The sequence below is a fragment of the Chryseobacterium indologenes genome (assembly GCF_002025665.1).
In the GTDB taxonomy this organism is placed as follows: domain Bacteria; phylum Bacteroidota; class Bacteroidia; order Flavobacteriales; family Weeksellaceae; genus Chryseobacterium; species Chryseobacterium metallicongregator.
Genome location: NZ_CP018786.1, coordinates 5102856 through 5123241, shown reverse-complemented (window position 1 = coordinate 5123241; position 20386 = coordinate 5102856). Strand labels below are relative to the sequence as shown.

23 protein-coding genes are annotated in these 20386 nt (G+C 36.0%); 20 read left to right on the top strand and 3 right to left on the bottom strand.

Going from position 1 to position 20386, the window contains the following annotated elements; genetic code table 11:
- The first annotated feature begins 83 nt into the window (after positions 1-83).
- Positions 84-1880 (top strand): translation elongation factor 4, encoded by a 1797-nt coding sequence (lepA, locus tag BUE84_RS23140; RefSeq protein WP_079243675.1) that lies wholly within the window; start codon positions 84-86, stop codon positions 1878-1880.
- A gap of 48 nt (positions 1881-1928) precedes the next feature.
- Here the strand turns inward: lepA and BUE84_RS23135 are convergent, their stop codons facing one another.
- Entirely contained in the window at positions 1929-2570 is a 642-nt protein-coding gene (locus BUE84_RS23135; RefSeq protein WP_079243674.1) for a DUF1579 domain-containing protein, read from the bottom strand.
- A gap of 123 nt (positions 2571-2693) precedes the next feature.
- Between BUE84_RS23135 and BUE84_RS23130 the strand changes: the two genes are divergently transcribed.
- The 18 genes from BUE84_RS23130 (at position 2694) to BUE84_RS23050 (ending at position 15736) form a co-directional block, all read left to right on the top strand.
- The gene (locus BUE84_RS23130) at positions 2694-3389 is read left to right on the top strand and encodes an NUDIX hydrolase (protein WP_079243673.1); all 696 of its coding nucleotides are present in this window, start codon (positions 2694-2696) and stop codon (positions 3387-3389) included.
- Positions 3390-3768: 379 nt separating this feature from the next.
- Positions 3769-4311, top strand: coding sequence for an NADAR family protein (locus BUE84_RS23125; protein WP_079243672.1), 543 nt, complete (start codon positions 3769-3771; stop codon positions 4309-4311).
- A 33-nt stretch (positions 4312-4344) separates the two neighbouring features.
- On the top strand, positions 4345-4893 hold the full coding sequence (locus BUE84_RS23120) for a 2OG-Fe(II) oxygenase (protein ID WP_079243671.1): 549 nt from the start codon (positions 4345-4347) through the stop codon (positions 4891-4893).
- Between the two features lie 77 nt (positions 4894-4970).
- Positions 4971-5306 carry a hypothetical protein gene (locus tag BUE84_RS23115; protein ID WP_079243670.1) on the top strand — a complete coding sequence of 112 codons (336 nt, stop codon included), beginning with the start codon at positions 4971-4973 and terminating at the stop codon, positions 5304-5306.
- Between the two features lie 2 nt (positions 5307-5308).
- Positions 5309-6154 carry a hypothetical protein gene (locus BUE84_RS23110; protein ID WP_079243669.1) on the top strand — a complete coding sequence of 282 codons (846 nt, stop codon included), beginning with the start codon at positions 5309-5311 and terminating at the stop codon, positions 6152-6154.
- A gap of 32 nt (positions 6155-6186) precedes the next feature.
- Positions 6187-7257, top strand: coding sequence for an adenylosuccinate synthetase (locus BUE84_RS23105; protein ID WP_079243668.1), 1071 nt, complete (start codon positions 6187-6189; stop codon positions 7255-7257).
- 94 nt (positions 7258-7351) lie between these two features.
- Positions 7352-7822: a macro domain-containing protein gene (locus BUE84_RS23100; protein ID WP_079244025.1), complete on the top strand. Its 471-nt coding sequence runs from the start codon at positions 7352-7354 to the stop codon at positions 7820-7822.
- Positions 7823-7833: 11 nt separating this feature from the next.
- Positions 7834-8028 carry a hypothetical protein gene (locus tag BUE84_RS24885; RefSeq protein WP_238594318.1) on the top strand — a complete coding sequence of 65 codons (195 nt, stop codon included), beginning with the start codon at positions 7834-7836 and terminating at the stop codon, positions 8026-8028.
- Positions 8000-8287: a hypothetical protein gene (locus BUE84_RS24880; RefSeq protein WP_238594317.1), complete on the top strand. Its 288-nt coding sequence runs from the start codon at positions 8000-8002 to the stop codon at positions 8285-8287. Before BUE84_RS24885 ends, BUE84_RS24880 begins: the two co-directional genes overlap by 29 nt.
- Before the next feature lie 75 nt (positions 8288-8362).
- On the top strand, positions 8363-8998 hold the full coding sequence (locus BUE84_RS23090; RefSeq protein ID WP_079243667.1) for a DUF4291 domain-containing protein: 636 nt from the start codon (positions 8363-8365) through the stop codon (positions 8996-8998).
- Positions 8995-9504, top strand: coding sequence for an O-acetyl-ADP-ribose deacetylase (locus tag BUE84_RS23085; RefSeq protein ID WP_079243666.1), 510 nt, complete (start codon positions 8995-8997; stop codon positions 9502-9504). Before BUE84_RS23090 ends, BUE84_RS23085 begins: the two co-directional genes overlap by 4 nt.
- Positions 9501-10085 carry a hypothetical protein gene (locus tag BUE84_RS23080; protein ID WP_079243665.1) on the top strand — a complete coding sequence of 195 codons (585 nt, stop codon included), beginning with the start codon at positions 9501-9503 and terminating at the stop codon, positions 10083-10085. The genes BUE84_RS23085 and BUE84_RS23080 overlap by 4 nt, the downstream gene beginning before the upstream one ends.
- Positions 10082-10768 (top strand): SIR2 family NAD-dependent protein deacylase, encoded by a 687-nt coding sequence (locus BUE84_RS23075; RefSeq protein WP_079243664.1) that lies wholly within the window; start codon positions 10082-10084, stop codon positions 10766-10768. The genes BUE84_RS23080 and BUE84_RS23075 overlap by 4 nt, the downstream gene beginning before the upstream one ends.
- Positions 10768-11709, top strand: coding sequence for an ADP-ribosylglycohydrolase family protein (locus BUE84_RS23070; RefSeq protein ID WP_079243663.1), 942 nt, complete (start codon positions 10768-10770; stop codon positions 11707-11709). Before BUE84_RS23075 ends, BUE84_RS23070 begins: the two co-directional genes overlap by 1 nt.
- A 10-nt stretch (positions 11710-11719) precedes the next feature.
- The gene (locus BUE84_RS23065; RefSeq protein ID WP_079243662.1) at positions 11720-12262 is read left to right on the top strand and encodes an RNA 2'-phosphotransferase; all 543 of its coding nucleotides are present in this window, start codon (positions 11720-11722) and stop codon (positions 12260-12262) included.
- Between the two features lies 1 nt (position 12263).
- A complete protein-coding gene (locus tag BUE84_RS23060) occupies positions 12264-12992 on the top strand; it encodes a metallophosphoesterase family protein (protein WP_079243661.1) in 729 nt (242 codons plus the stop codon).
- A 130-nt stretch (positions 12993-13122) separates the two neighbouring features.
- A complete protein-coding gene (locus BUE84_RS23055) occupies positions 13123-14847 on the top strand; it encodes a hypothetical protein (RefSeq protein ID WP_079243660.1) in 1725 nt (574 codons plus the stop codon).
- 100 nt (positions 14848-14947) lie between these two features.
- A complete protein-coding gene (locus BUE84_RS23050; protein WP_079243659.1) occupies positions 14948-15736 on the top strand; it encodes a T9SS-dependent choice-of-anchor J family protein in 789 nt (262 codons plus the stop codon).
- A 55-nt stretch (positions 15737-15791) separates the two neighbouring features.
- Here BUE84_RS23050 and BUE84_RS23045 read toward each other — a convergent pair whose 3' ends face one another.
- A complete protein-coding gene (locus tag BUE84_RS23045; protein ID WP_079243658.1) occupies positions 15792-16673 on the bottom strand; it encodes a cupin-like domain-containing protein in 882 nt (293 codons plus the stop codon).
- 451 nt (positions 16674-17124) lie between these two features.
- On the opposite strand from BUE84_RS23045, the gene BUE84_RS23040 reads away from it, so the two are divergent.
- Positions 17125-19836 carry a TonB-dependent receptor gene (locus tag BUE84_RS23040; RefSeq protein WP_079243657.1) on the top strand — a complete coding sequence of 904 codons (2712 nt, stop codon included), beginning with the start codon at positions 17125-17127 and terminating at the stop codon, positions 19834-19836.
- A gap of 50 nt (positions 19837-19886) precedes the next feature.
- Here BUE84_RS23040 and BUE84_RS23035 read toward each other — a convergent pair whose 3' ends face one another.
- A complete protein-coding gene (locus tag BUE84_RS23035; RefSeq protein WP_079243656.1) occupies positions 19887-20384 on the bottom strand; it encodes a DinB family protein in 498 nt (165 codons plus the stop codon).
- Positions 20385-20386 lie beyond the last annotated feature (2 nt).

The window sequence follows — 20386 nt, the reverse complement described above, 5'->3', positions numbered from 1 at the left end:
ATCTGTGTTTCAGTTAAAAGAAAGAATTAAGAATGAAAAATTCTCCTGCATTTTCTTATCTTTGCAAACTACAAGATTCTTAAATGAAAAACATACGAAATTTTTGCATAATCGCTCATATCGACCATGGTAAAAGTACCCTGGCAGACCGTCTATTGGAGTATACGAATACCGTTACCCAAAGAGAATTACAGTCTCAGACGCTGGATGATATGGATTTGGAGAAAGAACGTGGGATTACGATTAAGTCACACGCGATCCAAATGGATTATGAGTATAAAGGAGAAAAATATATTTTAAACCTTATTGATACCCCGGGACACGTAGACTTCTCTTATGAAGTTTCCCGTTCTATTGCTGCCTGTGAAGGTGCACTTCTTATTGTAGATGCTGCACAGAGTATTCAGGCTCAAACCATTAGCAACCTGTATCTTGCATTGGAAAATGATTTAACGATCATTCCGATTTTGAATAAAATTGACCTTCCATCTGCCAACCCTGAAGAAGTAACCGATGAGATCATGAACCTTATCGGATGCGAATATGAAGATGTATTGAGAGTTTCCGGTAAAACAGGAGAAGGTGTTCATAACCTTTTAGAACAGATTGTTGAAAGAATTCCTGCACCGGTAGGAGATCCTGAAGGACCACTTCAGGCTTTGATCTTTGACTCTGTATACAATCCGTTCAGAGGTATTGAAGCTTATTTCAAAGTAGTGAACGGAAGCATCACTAAAAATGAAAAGATTAAGTTCTTCGCTACAGGAAAAGAATATGGAGCTGATGAAGTAGGTACATTAAAACTAAAGCAGGTTCCAAAGAAAACAATCCATTGTGGTGACGTAGGATATCTTGTATCGGGTATTAAAGATGCCCGTGAAGTAAAAGTAGGAGATACCATCACTTCATTTGAAAAGCCAGCTGACGGACCAATTGATGGATTCGAGGAAGTAAAACCAATGGTATTTGCCGGGATTTATCCAATTGATTCTGAAGATTTTGAAGAATTAAGATTCTCTCTTGAAAAATTAAGACTGAATGATGCTTCTCTTGTTTTCGAGCCGGAAAGTTCTGCAGCACTTGGATTTGGTTTCCGTTGCGGATTCCTGGGAATGCTACACATGGAAATCGTTCAGGAACGTCTAGACAGAGAGTTCAATATGAACGTAATCACAACGGTACCGAACGTTTCTTATTTTGGATATACTAAAAAAGAACCTGAAGTTCCGATTTTGATCAACAACCCGTCTGAAATGATGGATCCTTCAACGATGGACAGAGTAGAAGAACCTTTCATCAAGGCTTCTATCATTACAAAATCTGATTTCGTAGGAGCTGTAATGACTTTATGTATCGAAAAAAGAGGAGAAATCGTTAACCAGAGTTATCTGACATCAGAAAGAGTAGAGTTAATTTTCAATATGCCGCTTGCTGAGGTTGTGTTCGACTTCTATGACAGATTAAAATCTATCTCTAAAGGATACGCTTCATTCGATTATCATCCAATCGGATTCAGAGCTTCCAAGCTGGTAAAAATGGATATCCTGATCAATGGGGATATGGTAGATGCCTTATCATCTTTGATTCACGATTCTAACGCTTATTATATTGGTAAAAGAATGTGTGAAAAGCTTCGTGAGCTGATTCCTAGACAGCAGTTTGATATTGCTGTTCAGGCTGCATTAGGGACGAAAGTAATTGCCAGAGAAACGATTAAAGCCTTAAGAAAAGACGTTACTGCAAAATGTTACGGAGGAGATATCTCCAGAAAACGTAAACTATTGGAGAAACAGAAAGAAGGGAAGAAGAAAATGAAGCAGATTGGTAGAGTAGAAGTACCACAATCGGCATTCATGGCTGTATTAAAACTGAATGACTAATTCATTATAAAAATAAAAAACCGCTTCACACGAAGCGGTTTTTTTGATTTATTTTTTACGGGTATATTTTATTTCCATCGTTTTGTACTCTTTTCCTGTCTTAGAATCAGGGCCGTACATTTCAAGTTTTTGAGTGTTATCATCCACAAAGGTGAATACTTCTCTGAAATCACAATCCTTTCCGGGTCTTGAAGGATCGGTCATTTTTCCTTTAAATTCAACAGATTTTGTAGAAGGATTCCAGTCTCCTTCGCTATGCATGATTCCAGTTCCCATATTGTCTATCCAGGTACTGACAAACTTCTTTTTTGAATTGTCATATCCTACAATGCTCATCCCTTCAAAAGGCATTCCCATAAAGTCACCTTTGTGATTAGTAATCTGATAACGTCCGCCAAACATCATTTTATTGGTAGCCTCGGATTTACTCATCATAGGTTTTGCTCCGTTTTCCATCCACATGGTAGTTTCTCCGTTCCAGGTTCCATCAGATTTTGCAAGCATTTTTTGCATTTCTCCCGGAGTTGAGTATGCCATCCAGTCTTTCATGGCGGTTGCTGAATCTACAGGTTTCCATTCAGAGGTAGATGCTGAATCTGTTTTGTCAGAGCCAGTGGCAGCTGTTGTTTTTCCTTTCTCACAAGCTATTAATAATAAAACTGCAGAAAGAATTGTTAATAAATTTTTCATAATAATTTAGTTTTAAGATGGTTAGAAAGATAACTTAAAGATAAGAACTTTTATTATAACGGAAATTATTTTTTAATACAGGCATAAATCGTAGCTTTGTGTATTCGTAACGCAAATCAATGTATGGAGTCTCCTAAAAAATTACAGGATATAAAAGTGGCTGTAGATGCCGTTATTTTCGGATATTTTGATAAGAAAGATCTTCAGATTCTTCTGATTAAAAGAAATATTGACCCTTTTAAAGGTGGATGGGCTCTTCCGGGAGGGCTTGTTCTTGATGATGAAAGTGTAGATGATGCGGTAAAAAGAGAACTCTATGAAGAAGCCGGCATAAAACCCGATTTTTTGGAGCAATTGTATACTTTTGGTAATCTGGGTCGTGATCCGAGAAACAGAGTGGTTTCTGTTGCTTATTTAGGGCTTGTCAACCCTTCTTATCATGAGCTGTTTGCTGACTCAGATGCCGAAGACGCGCAATGGTTCAGTATCAATAAACTTCCTTCAGTTGCTTTTGATCATAAAACAATCATTGAGACTGCTCTAAAAAGACTTCGCACAAAAATTCAATACCAGCCAATCGGCTTCAATCTTCTCAACGAAGAATTCCCTTTTTCAGATCTTGAAAACCTTTATAAAACAATTGTAGGACAGGAAATTGACAGAAGAAATTTCCGTAAGAAAATCATGAGCTACGGACTGCTTAACGAAACCAACAACGTCAAAAAAGAAGGCAGCGGCAGGCCCGGAAAACTTTTTACTTTCAATAAAGAAAAGTATAAAGAGCTGGAAGAGCAGGGGTTTTATTTTGAAATAAAATAGGATCTCTAACCACAAAGTTCACAAATGAATTCACACTAATGCTCACTAATAGATAGGAGTGAGAAAAAGAAGATCACTCAAAGTAAATTCAATAAAAAATGCCTGTCACAAAGGTCATCCTGTTTGTCTTTTGTCATTCTGACGAAGGAATAATCTCCATTTTGTCATCCTGTTTAAATTCTTCAAATTCTTTCGCTTTAGCCTAAGCATATTCAACATTTGTGTCATTCGTGATTAAAATTTGCGCTATTCGTGTTTATCGAAATTAAATTTTTATCACTGTAAATCAAGTAATTATGTTTATTAGCGTAAAATTAACACAAATAAATTTGGTGCAAAGACTGATAATATTTTAAATTTGTGTCAAAATAACGCAATCATGAAATACACCATACAAAATATTACAGAACGCTTTCAAAAAAAGGAAAGGATAAAATTTCTCTTTTTCTGGGGACATTCAGCAAAAGATATTATTACCAAATCATGTTTCAGTCAATGGTTTCCGGGAAGATTTGAAGAAAACGGAATCATTTATAAAACTGCAGAACATTATATGATGGCTGGAAAAGCCAGATTGTTTAATGATCCTGAAACCGAAGCGGAAATTTTAAAGGCAGATACTCCTAACCAGGCAAAAGCGCTGGGAAGAAAAGTAAAGAACTTTGATCCGAAACGTTGGGATGAGCATAAATATGAACTGGTAACCCAAGGAAACCTTTTGAAATTCTCTCAGAATCAGAAATTTAAAGATTTTCTTTTGTCAACAGGAGATAAAATTCTGGTAGAAGCCAGTCCCTATGACAGAATCTGGGGTATCGGAATGCTGGAAACAGATAACAGAGCTGAGAATCCTTTATTATGGAACGGAGAAAACCTCTTAGGATTTGCTTTGATGGAAGTAAGAGATCAATTAAGAAGGTAAAAACACACACAACACCAACACAAAATAGGAATTATGGAAAAAATAGAATTACACCCACAGATATTTCTGATAGAAGATTTTCTTACTGAAACCGAATGTGATCAGTACATCAGCCTTTCACAGGAAAAGGTTTTTGAAGAAGCAAAGATCAATGTATTTGGGCGTCAGCAAATGAATAAAGGAATCAGAAATAATGACCGATTGATGATTTTTGATATTGCAATTGCTCAAGATCTTTTTGACAAGGCAAACCAACTCTTACCTCAGGAATGTGATGGATATCAGCTGTTTAACTTTAATGAAATGCTCAGAGTCTATAAGTACGCTCCGGGACAGCAATTTAAGATGCACAGAGACGGAAGCTATATCCGAAATGAAAAAGAGAAAAGCTTTTACACCTTTATGATCTATCTGAATGATGATTTTGAAGGAGGAGAAACAGAGTTTGAGAACCTATTTACAGTAGCTCCCAAAAAAGGAACAGCCCTTATCTTTCATCACCCTTTAAGACATGAAGGAAAGACTTTAATCAGCGGATTAAAATATGTATTGAGAACAGATGTAATGTATTCAAAAGTATAAATTATCCGTAAAAAAGGAAGGCATTCCTATGTCTAGTTTAATTAGTGTATTATTAACACAAATAAAAATATTTGATCATGGAAGATGAGTTTAAACCCAGATTTATCGAATCATTACAAAGAAATAATGATCAGATCAGAGAAGACCGTGCAAAGATCATTGGAGCAGATTCCGAATTGATCTACAGACGCAGAGTTGAAGATATCGAATTAAAAATCAAAAGACTTGAGCGCGAACAAGAAGGGCTTATTGATATCAGTCCTTTAGACAGAAACAGTCTGACTTTTGCGGATTTCAATCCCGAAGCATTCGTTCAGAAAGACATGGAATTATCATTAACAATCAGAAATCTGAATATTCAGCTTGAAGTAACCCAGAAGAGATTTGAATATTTATTTGGAAAAAAATTATAATCATGGGAAGTACAAGATACGATTTAGACGCTCGTTATGACAGAGCAAGCAAAGCAGGTTACGGAACAAAATCAGCAGGGGAAATTTTCACCCAAAATGCCAAAAGAATGGCCCATGAATCGATGAATCCCCATGGAATTTCTTTCAGAGAATCCAGAGATTCAGAAGTTCACCCTCACTCAGTTCCGATTATTTTAGGGTTAGATGTTACCGGAAGTATGGGACATATTCCCCATGAACTGATCAGAGAGGGATTACCAAAACTAATGGGAGGAATTATTCAGGGTGGAGTTCCGGATCCAGCCTTATTATTCCTGGGAATTGGAGATCATGAATATGATGGCTATCCGCTTCAGGCTGGGCAGTTTGAGTCAGGCGATGAAGAACTGGATATGTGGCTGACAAGAACCTATATTGAATCCGGAGGCGGCGGAAATGCCGGTGAAAGTTATCTTTTAGCATGGTATTTTGCGGCATTCCACACCAGAACAGATGCTTTTGAAAAAAGAGGACAAAAAGGATTACTGTTTACCATTGGCGATGAACCTTGCTTGAAAACACTTCCTGCCTCAGCCATCAGGGAAATTATGGGGAAAGGACAGCAAACCTATACCCATATTGAATTATTGGAAGAAGCAAAGAAAAAATATGAAGTATACCATATCAGTGTTTTGCATTCTGATCAGGCACTCAGAGCAGACCGGGGATGGAGAGAATTGTTAGGTCAAAACTGTATATCCATTGAAGATCACAGAGAAATCCCCAATGTTATCAAAGGAATTATCTGTGATAAGTTTAAAAATAAAACCTTAGGAACAACAGGTTTAGATCAGTTTCAGATGCTTTAGAACAAGGCAATTGACATTTAAAATAAAAGGACATGAAAAAGGCGCAAATCGTAATAGGACTAAGTTTTGGAGATGAAGGAAAAGGGATTACCACAGATTTTCTGGCTTCTCAGCATCCTGAGGCAGTTGTAATCCGGTTTTCAGGAGGTCAGCAGGCAGCACATACCGTAATGATGGATGAAAGAAAACATGTACATTCCAGTTTTGCAAGCGGAGCACTCAGAGGGCTGCCTTCTTACTTTACCGAGCACTGTACGATACACCCTGTTTTTCTGTTCAATGAAAGAGAAGAACTAAAATCAAAGAATGGAAATATTGAACTGCATATTCATCCATTGGCAAAAGTGACCACTCCTTTTGATGTATGGCAGAACAGAACCAATACCAGAAATCTGGAACATGGAACCTGCGGAAAAGGAATAGGAGCAACCATGAAAAGACACGAAAGTCCTTATAAACTGTTTGCGATAGATCTTATTGGACCAAGAGAAATGCTCATGGAAAAACTAAAAGGGATTGCTTATTATTATGGCTTTGTCGAAGAGAATGAGATCAGCGAACTCTTGAACCCTTTTTTAGAGGCTATTGATAAAATTGATTGGAAAATAAATGATTATACCTGGCTGGCTTCATTCAACCACCTTATTTTTGAAGGAAGCCAGGGTATTTTACTCGATATGGATCATGGCGTTTTTCCCAATGTGACCTATGCTCATACCACTTCAAAAAATGCATACGAAATCTGTAAGCTTTTAAAAATTGAAGACATTGAAATGTATTATGTCACCAGAAGCTATGCAACCCGTCACGGAAACGGCTGGATGAGCAATGAAAAACAAATGAATCTGAAAAATAATGAAGAAGAAACCTGTACATTTAATGAATATCAGAAGGAGTTAAGAACAGGAGAAATAGATTACAGCCTCTTGAATTATGCTTTGAAGTTAGATGGAGCTTATGTATTTCCGGCTAAAAAGAACCTTGTGATTACCTGTTTGGATCAGATGGATGAGCAATTTAAGCTGGAAAATCTGGATATAGAATTTGATGCTGTCTACGGATCTTATTCTCCCTATTCAAAAGATTTTAAACAGATTTTTTAATTTCTAAAGAAGTAAGAAACAGAAGGATAAAAGCATTAATTTTATAGTTAATGACAGAATAGAAGAATGATTTAATGATTGAAAAATAATGACCATGAAAACAATACAATATATAAAAGGAGACGCTATCCGACCAAATGTTGAAGGAAACAAAATAATTTCTCATATCTGCAATGATATAGGAGGTTGGGGAAAAGGTTTTGTAACTACCATTTCCAAAAGATGGAAGCAGCCGGAACAAGCGTACCGTGAATGGTTTAAGAGCAAAGAAAACTTTATCCTAGGCGAAATTCAGATGGTTCAGACAGAAAAAGATATCTGGATTTGCAATATGATTGCTCAACATAACATTATTACTCATTCGGATATTCCTCCTATTAGATATAATGCTCTGGAAGAATGTTTATTGAAGCTTTCTTATGAGGCTCAGGAACAGTGTGCTTCAGTACATATGCCGAGAATAGGATGTGGTCTGGCTGGAGGAAAATGGGAAGAAATAGAACCCATTATTGGAAGAACACTGCTTGCAAAAGATGTGGAAGTGTATGTATATGATTTTGAATAAAAACTAAAGTTATGAAAACAATTACATTATACAGACCAGTAGGAGAAAAAGAAATGATCTTGATTATAGAAAGTGGATTTGAAAAATTTCCTCCAAGATTGGATTGGCAGCCCATTTTTTATCCTGTACTTAATGAAGAGTATGCTTCTGAGATTGCTGAAAAATGGAATACCAGAGATGAAGCTGGAAACTATCTTGGTATTTGATGTACTGGAAGAAGTGGCAGCTCAATATCCTGCTCAGAATGTAGGAGCAAGAAACCACAACGAACTATGGATTCCATCAGAAGAGCTGGAGAGTTTTAATAAAGCCATTGTAGGAAACATCAAAGTAACCCAAGTATTTATAGGAGATCAGTTTGAAAAAGCAGGAAATATGGAGTTGGGAGACCTGATTTCTAATATAAAAGAATTAACTATTACCAATAATGGAATGGCAAAAGATACATCTCCTGACAAAATATAAAAATAAATTTAAGAGAGAGGTTTTTGCAGTACTTACCAAGAAAGAAGAAATGCTGAAACCATTTGAAGAAATACAATGAAAATCAAATTAAAAGAATATAAAGAACAACTGCAGGATTGGCCTGAACAAGGATATCACATCATGGCTCAATATGATGATGAGAAAATTATAGTGTATCAGTCTTATAGAAAAGAAATTGGAGAATTTGCTGTTAAGAACCAATTCTTCGGTGGAGGTTTCAGCCTCGAAAGAATGACTTGGATAAAGCCAAATTTTCTTTGGATGATGTACAGAAACGGATGGGGTAGAAAAGAAGGTCAGGAAAGTGTTTTAGCACTTCATTTGAAGAAAGAAGCTTTTATAAAATATCTGGAAAATTCTGTATATTCTTCTTACAATAAAGGTTTGGGGATTGCAAGAGATGAATGGCAGAAGCAGATAAAAGAATCTTCAGTGAGATTGCAGTGGGATCCGGATCATGATCCTTTTGGAAATAAACTGGAAAGAAGAGCCATACAGATTGGTTTACGGAATGAATTTATTAAGTCTTTTGCTAAGGATGATATTCTTTTGATCGAAAATATTTCAGATTTTGTAACAGAACAATATCAGTTTGTACTGAATGATAATTTAGATAATCTGATCATCCCTGAAGAAAAACCTTTATTATTTGATGATGAGGTTTTAAATAGAAAACTCAATTTAAGATGAAAATTGAATTAATAAAAGGAGACATCACAAAGATCCAAGCTGATGCAATTGTCAACGCTGCCAATTCATCCTTACTTGGTGGAGGCGGTGTAGATGGAGCTATTCACAGAATGGGAGGGCCACAGATATTGGAAGAATGTATTGCGATCAGAAATAGACAAGGAAAATGCAAAACGGGAGAAGCGGTAGTAACAAATGCAGGAAATCTCCCTGCAAAATATGTTATTCATACCGTAGGTCCTGTTTGGAACGGTAACGAGGAAAAGGAATCAACTCTTCTGGCAAACTGTTATCGCAATTCTTTGAATTTAGCAGAAAGCCTTGATGTGAAGACGATTGTTTTTCCTAATATTAGTACAGGAGTTTATAGATTTCCAAAAGAACAGGCAGGAAAAATTGCGGTAGATGAAGTAAGAAAATTTCATTCAGATATTATTGAGAAAGTTATTTTTGTCTGTTTTGATGATGAAAATGAAATGATTTATAAAGACCTTTTACAACTGTGAAAAAAAATAATTTCAGATTCGTAGATCAACCTGAAGATCCTAATATTGGACTGACAAATGAAGAAATTGCATTTCTTCAAAAAGAATTGAATCTGCAGTTTCCTGAAAATTATATTTATTATCTTCAACATGCTGGAAAAAAATCAAATGTTTTCCCAGTGGAAAATAATATTGTAAAGCTGAAAAAATACCAAAGTCAATTGAAAGAAGTTTTGAAGCAAAGGGACTTATTGAGCACTGAAAGTCTTTTTTGTTTTCAGTATAATATCGAATATGAACCTCTGGTGGGACAGGATTTTGAAACCTTTTATTTTTTTAATTTATCTGATTCTAAATCTCCCAATCTGTATATTTTTGGTGATTTTATCACAAATTTTGACTGGTTGGGGTATGATAAAGAGCTTACGAATAAAGAAAATTTTGTAGATTTTATTAACTATAAAACGAAAGAAAAATTCAGAATAAAAGAAGTCATAGGAGTAATAGATATTTTAGTATGGATATTACTAATTCCTGTTTTTATCATCATTTTGATCATTATTATTTTTCAGAATGTAAAAGAAAAAATTAAAAAACCATGAAAAAACTAACCATATTAAGCGGCGCAGGAATCAGTGCCGAAAGCGGAATAAAAACTTTCAGAGACGGAGACGGTCTTTGGGAAAATCATAATGTAACAGATGTGGCAAGTCCGGAAGGATGGCGAAAAGACAGAGCTTTGGTGCTGGAATTTTACAACCAGAGAAGACGTCAGCTGCATGAAGTACAGCCCAACGAAGCGCATCAATTGCTGGCAGAGCTGGAGAAATATTTTGATGTTCAGATCATTACACAGAATATTGATGACCTTCATGAAAGAGCAGGATCTACTAAGATTCTTCATATTCACGGAGAATTGTTCAAATCATGCTCATGCAACAATAAAAGTCTGATTTATGAACAAAAAGAAGATATCAAAATTGGGGACAAAGCTGAAGATGGAGCACAATTAAGACCATATATCGTTTGGTTCGGAGAAGATGTTCCTTTGTATCAGAATGCAAGAGAAATCGTGAAAGATTCAGATATTTTACTGGTTATCGGGACATCTTTACAGGTATATCCTGCAGCCGGACTGATTCATGATATCAAGGATGACTGCCTTTTAATCGTTATCAATCCCAATGAAACTGGATTTGGTTACGGGCAGAGAGCGGTTGTAATGAAAGAAACAGCAACCCAGGGAATGAAATTATTATTTGATAAACTGGTGAATCTTGCCTGATGGAAAGCAAAGTAAAAGCGGGAATTATGGGTGCCTGCATTGGAGATGCACTGGGTGTTCCGGTAGAATTTAAAAAAAGGGAAGATCTGAAAAGAAATCCGGTAACAAAAATGCTGGAATATATGTCCTGGAATCAACCCAAAGGAACGTGGAGTGATGACAGTTCTCTTACACTTTGCCTTGCAGAAGAGCTTACCAAAGGCTACGATCTTGAAAAAATCGGACAAAGTTTTGTGAAGTGGAACAAATATGGTCACTGGACTGCCCATGGAAGGCTTTTCGATATCGGAGGAACTACAAGACATGCTCTGGCAAGATTAATCAAAGGTGAAAGTGCAAAATTTTCAGGAAATATTTTTGAAGAAGACAATGGGAATGGTTCTTTAATGAGGATTCTCCCCCTTGCCTTTTATCTTGAAAATGAAGAGGATATTCAGAAAATTTATTTTACAATAAAAGAGGTTTCGGCAATAACTCACGGTCATTTCCGCTCTGTTTTTGCCTGTTTCATCTATGTTATTTTTTCCATTCAATTGTTGAAAAGAAAGGATAAAAGAGAGGCATATACGCATACACAGAAAGTGTCTTTGGAATATGCTGAAAAACAAGGTTTTAATCCAAATGAAGTTGAACTTTTCAATAGAATTTTAAAGAATGATATTTCCGGATATCCTGAAGATGAAATTAAGAGTGGCGGGTACGTTCTTCACAGCCTGGAAGCTTCTTTATGGTGCTTCGTCAACTCAGAAAGTTATTCTGAAGCAGTTTTAAAAGCTGTCAATCTGGGGGAAGATACCGATACTACAGGAGCGATCACCGGAGGAATTGCCGGAATTTATTATGGATTTGAAAATATTCCTGAGGAATGGATTGCAGAGCTCGTGAGAAAGGATGATATTGAGAAATTGTGTGAGAAATTACACCAAAAATTAATGAATTAAAACACAAACCATGAACGAAATAGAAAAGAAAAAAATAAGTAAATTTTTAAGCCTGATCCTGCGGCATCAGCCGGAAAGTATAGGACTTACACTGGATGAAAAAGGTTGGGCAGATGTAGAAGAGCTAAGAGCAAAATCAGCCCAAAAGAGAATGCTTTTTACTCCCGAAGAATTAGATGAGGTAGTAGAAACCAACAATAAAAAGCGTTTTGCTTTTAACGAAGATAAAACCATGATCAGAGCAAGCCAGGGACACTCTATTGATATCGATCTGGCGTTGGAAGCCAAGCAGCCTCCGGAATTTCTGTACCATGGAACAGCAGAAGCCAATATTTCTTCCATTTTAGAAAAAGGAATTGAAAAAAGAACACGTCAGCATGTACACTTAAGTGCTGATAAAGAGACCGCTGCAAAGGTCGGGATGAGACACGGCAAACCTGTGATTCTGACCATCAGAACCGGAACAATGCATCAGGAAGGATTATCTTTCTATCAGTCTGCAAATGGAGTTTGGCTTACAGATTTCGTGGATGCAAAATATATCTCGAAGTAAAATGAGCAAAACATTAGTCATAGGAGACATCCACGGAGGATTTAAAGCCTTGTTGCAGGTTCTTGAAAGAGCAGGAGTGACCGAAAATGATCGGCTGATCTTCCTCGGCGATTATGTGGACGGATGGAGCGAGTCTTCACAAATCATACAGTTCTTACTGGAACTTTCCGAAAAACAGGAATGTATCTTCATCAAAGGAAATCATGATGCCTGGTGTGAAGATTGGCTGAGTTTGGGACAAAACCCCAATGTTTGGCTTTTCAATGGAGGGAAAAGTACAGTAGAAAGTTATGCTGATTATTCCCTTGAAGATTTGGATATTCATCTCGAATTCTTTCAAAGGATGAAAAATTATCACATTGATGATCAGAACCGACTGTTTATTCATGCCGGATATGCTTCTATGCACGGTCCTGAAAAAGAAGTCTATTCCAGCAATTACCACTGGGACAGAACGCTCTGGGAAACGGCTGTAGCCATGGATAAAAAACTAGAAAAGAATTCAGAATTATATCCTAAAAGACTGCTTTTGTATAAAGAAATATTCATCGGACATACGCCTACTCTTGATATTGGGATCAAAATACCCGCCAATAAAGCCAATATCTGGAATATGGATACCGGAGCAGCCTATACCGGATCTTTATCCATCATGGATATTGATACCAAACAATTCTGGCAAAGTGATCCGCTTCCCTCCTTATATCCTGAAGAAAATGGCAGAAATTGATACTATCGGAAACAAACCTCACAGGTTTTCAAAACCTGTGAGGTTTCTATTTTTAAAACATTTTACCCATCAACATGTTCTCATTTCTCCCAAAAGATAACTACTTTTAAAGTCTGAAAATACGACTTCAATGAAACTGAAATATCTTTTATTTACCCTGAGTTCTACCTTATTTTTAGCTCAAAAATCATTTCAGACTCCCTTTGAAAAAGGAAATGGAAACCAAACGGTTACCTACGACGAAATGAACAGCTATTATCAGGATCTGGCTAAAAACTTCAATACCATTCAGTACTTTAAAAAAGGAGACGACGACAACGGAAAGCCTATTTATGTGGTAGTTTACAATCCTTTTCCTGAAAAAGATCTTGAAAAATTAAGAAAAGACAAAGCCATTCTCTTCGTCAACAACGGCATTCACCCGGGAGAACCGGACGGAATTGATGCTACGATGATGCTGATGAGAGATCTTGCCGTTAAAAAGATTAAAACTCCTCAAAACTTTATTATTGCTGCCATTTCTGCGTACAATGTAAGCGGAATGCTGAACAGGGGATCTTACTCCAGAGCCAATCAAAATGGTCCGGAACAGTATGGTTTCAGAGGAAATGCAAGGAATTACGACCTGAACAGGGATTTTATCAAGGCAGATTCCAAAAATGCAAGAAGTTTTCAGGAAATCTATCAGTGGCTGAAACCTGATGTTTTTATTGATAATCACGTGAGCAACGGAGCAGATTATCAATATACGTTCACCTATATTTCTACGTTTAAAGAACGTCTGGGAAATGCTCTCGGAAACTATTTCTACAATGATTATCAGGCTAAAAATCTTGAAGATATGAAAAAGCTGGGGTATGAAAGTACTCCCTACGTCAACATTCACGGAGATGTTCCTGAAGTAGGATTTGCCTCATTTGAAGATTCTCCCCGATACTCTACAGGATATACTTCCCTTTTTAATTCTTTAGGAACCGTTCCTGAAACCCATATGCTGAAATCGTATGATAAAAGGGTAGATGCTACTTACAAATATATGCTGGTTAACTTGCAGAATTTAGATAAAGATTATCATAAAATAAAACTGCTTCGTATAGAAAATCTGAAACAATATCAGGCCGGAAAACAATACGGAATCCGTTGGAAAATAGACTCTACAAAGTTCTCTACCATGGACTTTAAAGGCTATGAAGGAAGATACAAACCCAGTGAGGTTTCCGGGAAACCAAGACTGTATTATGACAGAAACAAGCCGTTTACAAAGAACATAAAACTCTTTACTACAGCTGTTCCAACGGGATATATTACCATTCCAAAATATTATGTGATTCCGCAGTCACAGTACCGGGTGATTGATGAGTTTAAAAGAAATAATATTCAGATGAAACCAATACAGAAGGACAGTACTTTAATGGTGGAGTCTTATAAAATTAAAGATTTTAAAACCGTTAAAAACCCTTACGAAGGACATTATCTGCATTTTGAAACTACAGTTGATGCTACACAGAAAAATTGGGCATTTACAGCCGGAGATTATCTGGTTTCAACCAATCAGCCTGGTGTAAAATATATTATAGAAACCCTTGAACCTGAAGCATTAGACTCATTTTTCAACTGGAATTTTTTTGATGGAATTCTGGCTCAGAAAGAATACTATTCTGCCTATATCTTCGAAGATACTGCTGCTGAACTTCTGAAAAAGGATAAAAAACTGAAAGAAGCGTTTGAAGCTGCCAAAGCATCGGATAAAAAGCTGTCTGAAGATGGAGATGCACAGCTAGATTGGGTGTACAGACATTCTCCTTATTTTGAGGAAAAAACATTCAGACAGTATCCCGTTTACAGAGTGTTATAAAAGTTTTTTCACAAAAATTCTAATGATTTTTTTGTTTTTTATAGTAATTTGTTAATCAATGTTTTAGTTTTTTATTAAATTAGTATCAAAAACAAACACTATGAAACAAATTTATCAATTCGTAACATTGCTGTGCTTTATGCCAGTAGGTTTACTGGCACAGTATTCTCAAAGTTTTGATTCGGCAACAATGCCTGCCGACTGGACAATAATTAATGGTGGAGATCCCGGAACCTGGGAAACCTTTAGTTCTTATGATTCTTCCTTCAATGCTCCTCATTCGGGAACCCACTTCCTTGGATTGGAATATGGTAGTACTTCCCATGATGATTATGCCATAAGCCCTGCTATAGTGGTCACTGCGGGAGTATCTGATAAGCTTACTTTCTGGGCAAGAAACAGAGGAGCAGGGCTTGCTGAGACAGTGGATATAAAAGTGTCAACAACAACTCCTACCATTGCAGGCCTTACCAACACGCTTGCAGCAGCAGTAAAACCTCCTACTTCGTGGAATCAGTATACGTACGACCTGACTCCTTTTATAGGACAAACAATTTATATTGCTTTTCATTCCACTACAGAAGATGTCTGGTTTATTGGGATAGACGATTTCCAGATTTCAGCAAACAGTTTATCGGTTTCTGATGCAAAAGCGGATAAGAACCGTGCATCTATCTATCCAAACCCGGCACAAGATGTTTTACACATCAAAAATAAAACTAAGATCTCTGAAATTAACATCTATGATCTTAACGGAAAGCTAGTGAAAAAAGAAACGATGGATACAGAAAACGGAACTGTAAATGTAAGTGAACTGGCAGCAGGAAATTACATAGTGAAGGTCAAAGATAAAGAGACTGAAAAAGGCTATAAAATGATTAAGAAATAACATTTTTATAATAGAATGAAAAAGAAAAGACGTTTCAAGTGAAACGTCTTTTTTATTATCTTGGTAAGCCTCTTTTCAAGGCCATTTCTGCTCTTTTAACTGCCATCTTCTCTTTCCAGTCCATGTAGCTCTTTTTGAAGTTCGACTTCATAATGTCGTCAAATTTGCGCTGTACAGTAAGATTCCACAGAGAATGTGCTTTTACTGCCCATGATTTGTCCCATGCTCTTAAGGAAATTGAGAAACTTCCGTCCAGGTATTTCATCCAGTGCCACCATCCGGTAGGCATAAATAAAGTATCACCATGCTCAAGATAGCATTCAATGCCTTCTACACCATCCAGCGCCGGGAATTTTGTGAAATCCGGATTTTCGATATCATAATCTTCCAGGGCATAGGTTGCATAAGGTATCTGATAAAGTCTTTCTCGCCATTTATAATCAAAAAGAAGAATATGTTTTCTTCCGTTGAAATGGGTATGGAAAATATGAGCCATATCAATATCGAAGTGCAGGAAGGTAACAGAGCCTTTTCCTCCAAAGAACATATTCGGGTATTTATCAAGGAAGCCTCCCATTAATTCTTTAGGAGAAATATAATCTTCCAAAAGTTTAGGAGCATATTTTATGGGGTCGAATAGGAAAATTCTAAGATCAGTAGGCTCTCGCTGGATAAGATCTATATAATCTCCAAACTTCATTTTTGCTGCTGATGCATTGATGGGAGCAGAAGGATCTGCCTTTGAGCTGTCATATAGCGGGACCTCTACATCTCCTACAACCTCCTTCATATATTCCATCGTCCATTTTTGGTAAGCAGGCCATTTTTTTGCCATATTCTTGATGACAACGGGCCTTCTTGGCTTCAGATATCTTTCGTAGAATTCTTCTTTCGAAATGTCATCTACAACATCTATAGGCTTTAAAATTATTCCCATTTTATAAATTTTATGTTACAAAATTATTAAATATATATTTATGAGATAGCGTTTAATTTTTTTTTAATCTATGATTCAAATCAGATTTTCCTATTTAGAATACGTAAGAATATTAATTTCTATGCTTCCTTTTAAAATTGTTCATTATATACTACAAGAAGACAAAATATATCCTGATAATGTTGCATAAATCATAAAAATAAATGGCTCTCTTCTTTTGCAAATTTTTTATGCCAAACATGATCTTATGATATAATAAATATTTGAAAACAAATGGGTAAATTGTTTATCACTTTGTTTAAGAAAAACTTCTTTTTTTAAAAGAATAAAAAGCTTAAAAATTATAACTATGCTTGTAGTGATAATGATTTAACCTTTGATGATAAAATTCATCTTTATAAAAAGTGTAACAAAAAACGACAATGATTAACTAATTGAGCAAATAATAAGTATGAAAAAAAATATTTCTTTATTTCTGATGCTTTTCTTTACTGTGCTTACTTTCGCGCAGAAAACGGTTTCAGGAAAAATTACTGATGATGACGGGGTTGCAATACCAAGTGCCAGCGTAACCATAGAGGAACCTGGTAAAGATGCTATTCTTGCTTATGCCATTACAAATTCCAAAGGTGAATATAAAGTAACTTTTACCTCTGCCGAATCTAACGTAGATCTAAAAGTGAAAGCTTTCAATCAAAAACCTCTTACAAAGCAAATCAATAACAGCGATCAGACACTGAACTTTAAAATGCAGTCTGAAGCCACAGAAATTAAGGAAGTACAGTTGAAAACCAAGATGATTACCGCAAGAGGAGATACCATATCTTATGATCTTAAAGCATTCAATAATAAAAACGACAGAACACTTGCGGATGTAATGAAAAAGATTCCAGGAATTGAGGTCAACAAAGACGGAACGATTTTATACCAGGGAAATGCCATCAATAAATTCTATGTAAACGGAAAAGACCTGATGGAAGGTGGCTATGGAACCATCAACAACTCACTTCCTAAAGATGCTGTACAGAAAGTAGAAGTTCTGGAGAACCACCAGCCGGTAAAAATCCTTCAGGACAAAGTACCTTCAGATCAGGCAGCCATCAATATCAAACTGAAAAATTCTGTTACCATGACCGGGAGAGGAGAAGTAGGAACCGGCTTCGGTGATTCATGGCTTTGGAATGTAAAACTGACTCCCATGTTTTTCGGACAGAAAAGCCAATGGGTAGTCAATTATAAAACCAATAACATGGGCGAGCAGGTGGAAAATGAAGGGAATATTCTGGCATTTGGAAGTTCATGGGAAGGAAGAAGAAGTAATATCTCGCAAAATAATTGGTTAAGTGTAGAGAATGCATCTGTGCCTGATCTACCGGTAAAAAGATATTTGATGAACAGTGTTCATTATTTGTCAGCCAATTATCTCACTAATATTGATAAGAAAAAAGAATGGGAACTTAAGGCCAATGCCAACTATACCAATAATGCAGTAGAAAGAGAATCAAATAGTGTTACCAGAGATATCCAGCAAGGAACACAATACACGACCAGATTCTTAAACAATTTTTATACAGACAAACTGAAAGGTGAATTGATCTTTACAAAAAATGCCAAAAAGGGATTTTTTAAGAATACAACTACATTTTCTCAATTCTGGAATGCAGACAGAGCTTTCGCAGAAAGAAATGATAAACAAGGTTACAGGATAGGAAATGAAGCTTTAGAATCACCTACAACATCTTTCCAAAACTCTTTAAGTACAATTATTCCTTGGAAAGAAAAAATGGTAAATTTCAAATCCTATCTTAGTTATCAGAATGATAAACAGATTTTAGAAATTTCTCCTGCCAATTATTTACAGTTTCCATATAAAGAACCTGGAAGCACTGATTTGACAACCATAAAATTCACACCAGGCAGTACCGCTTTACAATATTTCAGGATTAAATCTTTAGATACATCACATTCTGCAAATATCAGTTTCTCTTCAAAAGGATGGACATTCACACCACAGGCAGGATTTGATTTTTCAACTGATAACCTGACAACAAATTTTGATGGAAGTACAGTAGATAATAAACCGGATTTTGCAAATTTAGCTTATGAAAATGATCTGAAATTTACGAGAGTTAATCCATCAGCTTCCGTAGGAATCAACTATAAATCTGAGTCATGGAGTTTATTTTCAAGCTTCCCTGTAAACTTCAATAATATTAAAGCTGAAGATGCATTTAGAAATGTTTCAAAATCTTTAAGTAAAGTAACATTTACTCCTAATGTTTTTGCTCAATATTCATTTGCTTCGTTCTTCAAAGCGAGTGTGAATGGAGGGATTAATAACAATTTCGGAGATATTCAGACAGCTTACGCAGGATATATTCTCACAAGCCCGGGAGGATTTAATGTGATGAATCCTAAAAACCCGATCCCTCAGACTACTACTAAAAATGCAGGAACAAGATTGGAGTACAGAAATCCATTAAATAACCTTTTCTTTAACGTTGGATATAGAATAAGTGATGCAAAAAATAATCTTATTGCTTCAAGTACCGTTAATGAATCAGGTTTCAGAGTAACCGAATATTTAGAGAGAGAAAATAAAAGGACCAGCAATACCTATTATGCAGAAATAGGAAAATATTTTCCAAAATTTAAAACCAATGCATCATTGAGTTATAACAATACCATTTCCAAATCTCAATCCATCAGAAATACTGATAACATAGATAATAAAACGAATGGAAATACTCTAGGAATTAAATTTAATAATACTTATTTCTCATGGATGAGTGTAGATTTTAACGCATCTAAAACATGGAACAAGACATCCAATATTTTCCTTACAGATAATAAAGGAAAGTCAGAAGGATACAGCCACAATCTTAACGTATTTTTCTATCCATTAGAAAACCATACCATAGGATTTTATTGGGATCAGATCAATTCAAAGTCTGCGGATATAAAATATAATAATGGTTTCTACGACGTTTCATATCAGTTCTCATGGGCTAAAAAGAAAATTGATTTTGAGCTAAAATGGATGAATATAGCGAATAAGAGAGTATTTGAAAGAATCGATATTGATAATACGAATATCACACAAACGAGTATGCAACTCCGCCCAAGCCAGGTGATGCTAAGTGTAAAATTCAACTTTAAATAAAATAAAAACCAATCCATCCGGATTGGTTTTTTTATTGAGATATATTGAATTTAAAAGCTTTGCTGGTCTGCTGAAGGCCCATAGCTTCCCGGCAAAGGAATATTGTTCAGTCTGTAATAAACACCCAGTTGAGCCCTGTGATGTGTGATCTGGTTTAAAGCATGGCGTATTGCTCCGTATTTGCTCCAGCTTGCCAGTTCATGGCCGTCATTTTTAATCGTCCAGCTGGGGTTCAGATCGTCTTCTGTACTATTTTCCAATGCTTTTTTGCCAGCCTGATAATCTTCTTCCAGCTTTTTCAGAAGGTCTTCTTTTGTAGAAAGCACAGTAGGTTTGTAATCTCCTTTTCCAAAATCAAGTTCAGAAGTGTTTAAAATGGTATTCGGCCATTCAAAAACTTCTACAAGATGAGTGGCAAGTGGCATCATTTTCATACTTTTTTCATGCGGAGCATAATCGTTTTTTCCTTCAGGGAATAGTTCAATAAATTTTTTTGTGGTTTGGAACTCTCCCTCCAGTTCAGATTTTAATTGAGATAAGGTATCCATAA